Source organism: Bradyrhizobium genomosp. I (2014) (assembly GCF_000261685.1).
In the GTDB taxonomy this organism is placed as follows: Bacteria; Pseudomonadota; Alphaproteobacteria; order Rhizobiales; family Xanthobacteraceae; genus Bradyrhizobium.
Genome location: NZ_AJQE01000183.1, coordinates 1 through 6117, shown reverse-complemented (window position 1 = coordinate 6117; position 6117 = coordinate 1). Strand labels below are relative to the sequence as shown.

General features: G+C 65.1%; 6 protein-coding genes and 1 pseudogene. 2 read left to right on the top strand and 5 right to left on the bottom strand.

Annotated features, from left to right (window positions below):
• The 5 genes and pseudogenes from IC50_RS17630 to fliL all read right to left on the bottom strand — a co-directional run.
• Nucleotides 1-1075, bottom strand: a pseudogene (locus IC50_RS17630) (tetratricopeptide repeat protein); the annotation flags it as partial.
• A gap of 103 nt (nt 1076-1178) precedes the next feature.
• A complete protein-coding gene (locus tag IC50_RS17625; protein ID WP_035707314.1) occupies nt 1179-1943 on the bottom strand; it encodes a MotE family protein in 765 nt (254 codons plus the stop codon).
• A gap of 9 nt (nt 1944-1952) precedes the next feature.
• Nucleotides 1953-2399 carry a DUF6468 domain-containing protein gene (locus IC50_RS17620; protein ID WP_035707311.1) on the bottom strand — a complete coding sequence of 149 codons (447 nt, stop codon included), beginning with the start codon at nt 2397-2399 and terminating at the stop codon, nt 1953-1955.
• A complete protein-coding gene (gene fliM / locus IC50_RS17615; protein WP_035707307.1) occupies nt 2396-3598 on the bottom strand; it encodes a flagellar motor switch protein FliM in 1203 nt (400 codons plus the stop codon). The genes IC50_RS17620 and fliM overlap by 4 nt, the downstream gene beginning before the upstream one ends.
• An 18-nt stretch (nt 3599-3616) precedes the next feature.
• Entirely contained in the window at nt 3617-4114 is a 498-nt protein-coding gene (gene fliL, locus IC50_RS17610; protein WP_035707304.1) for a flagellar basal body-associated protein FliL, read from the bottom strand.
• A 386-nt stretch (nt 4115-4500) separates the two neighbouring features.
• Between fliL and flgF the strand changes: the two genes are divergently transcribed.
• Complete coding sequence (gene flgF / locus IC50_RS17605) at nt 4501-5262, top strand: flagellar basal-body rod protein FlgF (protein ID WP_035707301.1); 762 nt, start codon at nt 4501-4503, stop codon at nt 5260-5262.
• Between the two features lie 16 nt (nt 5263-5278).
• The gene (gene flgG, locus IC50_RS17600; RefSeq protein ID WP_035707298.1) at nt 5279-6067 is read left to right on the top strand and encodes a flagellar basal-body rod protein FlgG; all 789 of its coding nucleotides are present in this window, start codon (nt 5279-5281) and stop codon (nt 6065-6067) included.
• Nucleotides 6068-6117 lie beyond the last annotated feature (50 nt).

Below are 6117 nucleotides of genomic sequence, written 5' to 3'. Positions count from 1 at the left end.
CGGGTGGCATCGTAGCCGGTGCGTCCGGCTTCGCTTCCGGCTTCGCCTCGGGCTTGACGTCGATCCTGGCTTCGCGCGCGATCGTCTCGGAGGTCGGCGGTGCGATCTCGCTACGGGCGTCCTTCGGCTTCTCGGCCGCCGGCTTTTCCGGCGCAGGCTCCGGTCCGTGACCGGCGGGCTTCATCTGCGCGATCGCCGCCTCGGGCGTCGCGGTCGCCCTGCCCTTGTCGGGCTGGAAGGCGACGTCGACGACGTAGTTCTTCTCGTCGCGGAACGAATGTACGTCGGAATCGCCGATCAGCGCGATCTCGACATTGGTCTGGTCGATGTCGGCCTTCTGCTTGATCGAGGCGACGTTCGGCGGCGCTGCGACGATCGCGTCCGCCAGGTCGAAATTGAGATTGGCGTTGAAGGCGAGCGTGAGCTTCTGCTCGTTGAGCACGGAGGAGACGCCGACGCCGTCGGGCATCTCGAACACGAAGCGCACGAAGGTCGGCTGCACCGAGGCACGCACGCGGATCTGCGGACGCTTCCTGGCCTCGGCGGCGGCGCGCTGGGCACGCAGCGCGCGTTCGGCCACGCGTGCGCGCTCGGCGAGCTCCTTGACCACGTCCATGGGCAGGCTCGGCGGCGGTCCCTTCCAGCCCTCGGGCAAGAGGTCGACGAAGGTGCGCTCGCCGGCATTCATGGTGTTGACGGTGACGCGCCGCGCCAGCGACAGGCGGATCGCGCTGCCATCCGGGTCGCGGCGGGCGGAGTTGACGTAATCGGGCGCGCCTTCCGGGACTCGGTCGACGGGAACGTCGACGGGCCGGTCGAAGCGGATGATGAGGATGGAACCCGCGGTCGCCACCTCGGAGGGAACGTCCTCGCCGAGCTTGATGACGAGACGGGCAAAGCCGCCGCCGGCGGAAAACGTCGCCTCGCCCCTGACAGGATCAGCCGCCCGGGCAGGCGCACCAAGGCCGATCAGCAGGCAGACCGCCAGCACGCCCGCGTTTCGGACATGACGCGACAACCCCGGCACCGAAGCGCGGGCTCGCGACACAAATCCAGCGGCAGCCTCTCGCGCCATTGGCGGCATTTCTTCCGTTTCGACGGCCGGCGCCGGTCCTGATGCCGGCCCCTGCCCTCGACCTTAAGGTTTTGCCAATTAAGGACTTCTTAAGTATGAGCCCTCAATTCGGCTTTTGCGTCGGCTTGCCGTCGATCTTGGGCAGGTCCGCGGCCGAAGCCGACTGATCGCCGCCGCCATTGGCGCGGCGGGCCATCTCGACCGTCAGCTTCTCGGCCGCTTCCGGCGACATCAATCCCAGGATGTCCGACATCTTCCGCGGCGCGATGGCCGAGGCGATCTCGATCAGCACGCCCATCTCGAGCCGGTCGAACACCCGTGCGGCGTCCTTGGGCTTCATCCCCTCGTACATGGTCACGAGGCCCTTCATGCGCTGGGCTTCGGCGGCCTTCTGCTCGGCCTGCGTTGCCGAGATGCGGCTTTCCACCGCCTTCATCTCCTCGACCTTGCCTTCGATGCGCTTCTCGGCCGATTTGAGTAGGCTTTCGCGAATGTCGATCTCGCGCTGGCGGGCCTCGATCTCCTGGCGCCGCGCCTGCAGCCGCTCCAGGATCGCGCGCTCGGCGGCCGAGACCTGCGGCTGGGCTTCGTCCATCTTGACCACGGTGCCTTCCGGCTTGGTCTCGGGCGCGGCGGGCTTGGGCGCCTCCTTCGGCGCGCCGTGGGTCGAGCCGGTGATGATCTCCGGCTCCTCGCGGCCGGTCGGGAAGTTCAGATTCTCCTGCGCCCAGGATTTCCTGGTCTGGTTCGGCTTGTAGTCGAAGACATAGCCGCCATTGATCACGAGGCCCGCCACCTTCAGCGTGGCGAGACCGGCGACGGCAACCAGGACGACCGGAATGACGCGGATGTTACGAAAGGACTTCATTTCCTGACTTCATGCGGCAAGACCATTGGAGCGTCGGCGCTCGGAGAAGGCTTCGGCCGCGGCCGCCACCGCCTTCGCCGTCGACGGCTTGGCCGCGGACGCGGCAACTGCTTCGGGGTTCGTCACGGGGCGCGCGGCGATCGCGATCTTGGACAGACGCCGGACCACGTTGTCGGCCTCGCCGAGCTGCTTGTAGAGCTGATCCGACATCTGCGTCGCGGCCGCGAGCTGGTTGCCCAGGTTCTCGTTGACGTCGCGCACGGCCAGCTTCAGCCCGCCGATCGCGCGCTCGGCGATCTCGGTCGCCGTGATCAGCTCGCCGATGACCGCCTTCAGCGAATGCTCGTCCGCCTTCAGCCGCGTCAGCCGCTTGTTGAGCATGACGCAGTAGACGATCGTCAGCATCAGCAGGATAGCCACCAGCGTCTCGATCGCCATTCCCAGAGAGTGGTTCATGGGGCCTCCATCATCTTGTTCTGCTCGTCCGCCTTCTCGAACATCGCAAGTGTCGTACTTGGCTTGCGCAGGGGTTTCGTCACGCGGATCGCGACGCGGTCGCCGACCCGGCCCATCCGCCCCTCGGTCAGCGTGACGTCGCCGCAGCGCACGGTGACGTTGGCATCGGCGCGCATGTCCAGCGGCAGCGTGTCGCCGACCTTGAGCCGCATCAGCTGCTTGAGCGGAATGTCGGCCTCGTAGAGCACCGCATCGACGGCGATCTCGGCCTGCACGATCTCGGTGGCGAAATGGCCCTCCCAGACCGGGTCGCGGCCGAACTTTTCGCCCATGAACATCTGGAGCAGGACGCCCCGGATTGGCTCGATGGTCGCATAGGGCAGCAGCAGCTCGATGTTGCCGCCGCGGTCTTCCATGTCGATGCGCAGGCGGACCAGGATCGCGGCGTTGGCGGGACGGCTGATCGCGGCGAAACGCGGATTGGTCTCGAGCCGGTCGATCGTGAAGGTCACCGGCGACAGCGGCCGGAACGCCTGCTCGGCGTCGGCCAGCACCACCTCGACCAGCCGCTTGACCAGCTCGGTCTCGATCGTGGTGTAGGGCCGGCCCTCGATGCGGAGCTGGCTGGTGCCGCGGCGGCCGCCGAGCAGCACGTCGATCATCGAATAGATCAGGTTGGAATCGACCGTCGCCATGCCGAAATTCTCCCACTCCTCGGCCTTGAAGACGGTGAGGACGGCGGGCAGCGGGATCGAGTTCATGTAGTCGCCGAAACGCACCGAGGTGATGCGATCGAGCGAGACTTCGACGTTGTCGGAGGTGAAGTTGCGCAAGGACGTCGTCATCAGCCGCACCAGGCGGTCGAAGACGATTTCGAGCATCGGCAGACGCTCGTAGGAGACCATCGCCGAATCGATGATCGCGCGAATGCCCGAATGATCGTCGAGCGTGACGTCGCCGACGGTGAAGCCGAGGAGATTGTCGATCTCCTCCTGCGACAGCACCCGCTCGCCGGAGTTCTTGCCGGTGCCGAGATCGCGGCTTCCGTCCTCGACCATGGCCGCCCATTGCAGGGCCATGGTCTCCGATAGCTCGTTCTCGGCGGCGGCCTTTGCGGCCTCGGCGGGATCCTCGGAATCGAGCGACGCCTCCCACTGGGCGGCAATCGCATCCTGGTCCATTTGCTCGTTGCCGGCCATGATCCTAGTCCGTCATGCTCACTGGACCACGACTTCCTTGAACAGCACGGCGCTGACCTGGATCGGGGCGACCGCCGCGTTGACGCGCTTGGTCAGTTCCTCCTTGAGGCGGAAGATGCCGGCGGAACCGTTGAGGTCGGAGGGGCGCAGTTCGCGCACATAGGTCTGGAAGATGTCGGTGACCCGCGGCATCGTCGGCTTGATCGCCTCGATCTGCTTCTCTTCCTTCAGCTCCAGCACGATCTTCAGCCGCAGATACTGCACGCGCTCGCCCGGCGCGCCGGCGAGGTTGACCATCATGTCGGGGACGTCGACGAAGGAAGGCGGCTTTGGCGGGGCCGCGGCCTCGGCATGATGCTCTTCGTCGCCGTGACGGAAGAAGAAGAACCAGGTCGCGGCACCGCCGCCGAGGACGGCGAGCAGACCGACCGCCATGATGATGAGCTTGAGCTTGTTCTTCGGCGGAGCGGCTTCCGCGCCGTCGGCGGCTGCGCCGCCTTCTTCATTCTCTGCCATGGTTGCCGCGCTCGTTCATCTCTCAAAGGGGGTCGAAAGAGCGAAGCCTCCTGGCAGACAGTGACGCGATACAAATGCCCCAGCGCAATGCGCTCCTCTGATGCGCAAACGCTACGGTAATAATGGTTAACGGAACCTTTCGATTGGGCTTCCGCTAGGAAAAATCTGCCGGGCAAACATGGCTAACAGAACCTTTCTGCCGCCCTCCCGCGCTTATCAAAAACAAGCAAGCAATTGAAATTACGCTTGTTTTTTAGTTGGCACGGCTTTCGCTGAGAGAGGGCCGAGACCCCTCGGTTTGGGAGAACCTCGAGGTCTCGTTCACGGGGTCCGCCAAGGCGCTTGGGAGAGCGAAATGGCAGATCTCACTCAGGGGAGATTTTCCGATGCAGAACGCGCTTCTGATCGGCTTGTCGCGGCAGATGACGTTGGAACGGCAGATGGATGTCATCGCCAACAACGTCGCCAATGCCAACACCAACGGCTTCAAGGCCGACCATTCGCTGTTCGAGGAGTATCTCAACTCGAACGCGCGCGAGGACAATTTCGTCGGTGGCGACCGCCGGGTCTCCTATGTGCAGGACCGCGGGACCTTCCGCGACGTCGGTCAGGGACCGATGGAGCCGACCAACAATCCCCTCGACATGGCGATCAGCGGCGGCGCCTATTTCGCGGTGCAGGCCAATGGCGGCGAGCTCTATACCCGCGACGGCAAGTTCTCGCTCAACAGCACCGGCCAGCTCGTCACCGCCGACGGCAATCTCGTGCTCGGCAATGCCGGCCCGATTACCTTCCAGCCGACCGACCACGACATCAATGTCGCGCCCGACGGCACCGTCACGGTGCTCGAGGGGACGGCGCGGACCGACTCGATCCGCGGCAAGATCCGCATGGTGTCGTTCGACGATCCGGCCAAGCTGACCAAGCTCGGCGGCAATCTCTACGGCGTCGGCTCGGCCAACCAGCAGGCCGACACCAAGTCCACCTTGCAGCAGGGTTACGTCGAGAAGTCGAACGTGAATGCGGTCGGCGAGATGACCCGCATGGTCGAGGTGATGCGCAGCTACACCGCGATCGCCAACCTGCTCCAGCAGCAGAGCGACCTCCACAAATCGGCGATCGAAAAGCTCGCCGACGTTCCGGCCTGATTGAAGGAGAATTGACATGCAGGCGCTTCACACCGCTGCGACCGGAATGGCGGCCCAGGAACTCAACGTTCAGGTGATCTCCAACAACATCGCCAACCTGCGCACCACCGGCTTCAAGAAGCAGACCGCGGCGTTCCAGGACCTGATCTACGAGCACGTCCGCCGCGTCGGCGCCCAGTCGTCGGACCAGGGCACCATCCTGCCGGTCGGCGTCGACATCGGCGGCGGCGTCAAGACCGTCGGCACGCCGCGCAGCATGACGCAGGGAACGCTGTCGCAGACCGGCAACGACCTCGATCTCGCGCTCTCGGGCGAGGGCTTCTTCAAGATCCTGATGCCCGACGGCACCTACCAGTACACCCGCGACGGCACCTTCCAGATGGACAATCAGGGCCGCGTCGTCACCGCGCAGGGCAACCCGGTGCAGCCGACCATCACCATCCCGAACAACGCCTCGGGCATCTCCGTGAGCGAGCAGGGCCAGGTCTCGGTGACCCTGCCGGGTTCATCGGCCTCGTCGATCATCGGCCAGATCGGCATCACCCGCTTCATCAACAAGGCGGGCCTTCAGCCCGTCGGCAACAACCAGTTCATCGAGACCCCCTCCTCCGGCGCGCCCCAGGACGGCACCGCCAACTCCGAGGGTTACGGCAAGATCACGCAGGGCAGCCTGGAGCAGGCCAATATCGACGTCGTCTCGGAGATGAGCGACCTGATCGCCGCGCAGCGCGCCTACGAGATGAACGCCAAGGTCATCAGCGCGGCCGACCAGATGATGCAGTCGACCACGGCGCTGTTCCGCTGAGGTGATGACGATGATCCGCACCACGCTCGCCTCGATCTCCATCCTTCTCG

Bases quoted from the DNA above. Each gene is read 5' to 3' on its own strand.
- IC50_RS17620 (WP_035707311.1), bottom strand. From the start codon at position 2,399: ATGAACCACTCTCTGGGAATGGCGATCGAGACGCTGGTGGCTATCCTG.
- flgF (WP_035707301.1), top strand. From the start codon at position 4,501: ATGCAGAACGCGCTTCTGATCGGCTTGTCGCGGCAGATGACGTTGGAA.
- IC50_RS17625 (WP_035707314.1), bottom strand. From the start codon at position 1,943: ATGAAGTCCTTTCGTAACATCCGCGTCATTCCGGTCGTCCTGGTTGCC.
- fliM (WP_035707307.1), bottom strand. From the start codon at position 3,598: ATGGCCGGCAACGAGCAAATGGACCAGGATGCGATTGCCGCCCAGTGG.
- fliL (WP_035707304.1), bottom strand. From the start codon at position 4,114: ATGGCAGAGAATGAAGAAGGCGGCGCAGCCGCCGACGGCGCGGAAGCC.
- flgG (WP_035707298.1), top strand. From the start codon at position 5,279: ATGCAGGCGCTTCACACCGCTGCGACCGGAATGGCGGCCCAGGAACTC.